This window comes from Streptomyces sp. SID5785 (genome assembly GCF_009870065.1).
In the GTDB taxonomy this organism is placed as follows: Bacteria; Actinomycetota; Actinomycetes; order Streptomycetales; family Streptomycetaceae; genus Streptomyces.
In genome coordinates this window covers 1-1,039 of the sequence record NZ_WWIA01000358.1, presented here as the reverse complement: position 1 = coordinate 1,039, position 1,039 = coordinate 1, and the positions used below count along the sequence as shown (strand labels likewise).

1 protein-coding gene is annotated in these 1,039 nt (G+C 78.9%); it reads right to left on the bottom strand.

What is annotated here, in order from left to right; translation table 11 throughout:
- Positions 1-978 (bottom strand): MerR family transcriptional regulator (locus GTW43_RS11670; protein WP_161301583.1); only part of this gene is annotated, 978 nt, incomplete at its 3' end.
- Between the last annotated feature and the right edge of the window lie 61 nt (positions 979-1,039).

Sequence of the window (1,039 nt, the reverse complement as noted above, 5' to 3'; positions counted from 1 at the left end):
CGTGGCGGCCGCCGCCACGGTGCGGTCGCCGTCCCCGGTCAAGCTGCCCAGCGCTGCGCGGGCGGCGGGCGGGGGCAGTTCGACCAGGGCCTGAGTGAGGCGCAGCCGGGCCGCCGGGTCCGCGCCGGAGGCGGCGAGTGCGGCGGTGAGCGCCGCCACGATGTGGTCCGTGCGGGCGGGGTCCCGCGCGAGCGCCCCGAGGGCCTCTGCGGCGTCGACGTCGCCTGCCCCCTCGACGACCATGGTGACGAGCACCGGTACGGCCCGGTCGGTGCCGCGGACACCGAGCGGCAGCGCGGCCGCCCGGCGCACCGCCGGGTCCGGGTCGTCGAGGGCGCCGACGAGCAGGTCCGTCGTGTCCGCGCTCTCCGGCAGCTCGGCGAGGGCCAGGACCGCGCGCCGCCGTACCCCGGCGTCCGCCTCGTCCAGCCCGGCGGCCAGGGCCGTCACGCCGTCGGCGCCGGACCGGGCGAGGGCCCAGCGCAGGGCGCCCGCGACGTGCGGATCGGCCTCGGCCAGGGCGGCGCGGGCGAGGAGGTCGGCAGGGACCGGTGCGCCCTCGGGCCGGGCCAGGACGGCCTGTTGGCGTCGGGCGGCCTCGGAGGAGGCGAGGCCGCGCATGAGCTCCACGACGCGCAGGACGTCCTGCCAGCCGCCGGGCCCCGCGGCGTCGATCGCGCGGAGCCGGTCCAGCAGTTCCTGTTCCCGGGCGAGCCGGTCCCGGGTCCACCGGATCAGGTCGCCGACGAGCTCCGACGGGGTGAACTCCGGGTCCTCCAGGGCCCGTCCGATCTGCTTGAGCGACAGGCCGAGCGAGCGCAGGCTCTCGACGTGGAAGATCCGGCGGACGTCCTCGGCGGAGTACTCGCGGTAGCCGCCGACGGTGCGGCCGGTGGGCCGGACCAGGCCGAGCGCGTCGTAGTGCCGGAGCATCCGGGCGCTCACGCCCGAGTGCCGGGCCACGTCGCCGATCAGCATGCGCCGGGCTCCCCGGACTCCGTCCCCCGCGGCTGCTCCGACTCCGCCCGGCGCGGCTGCC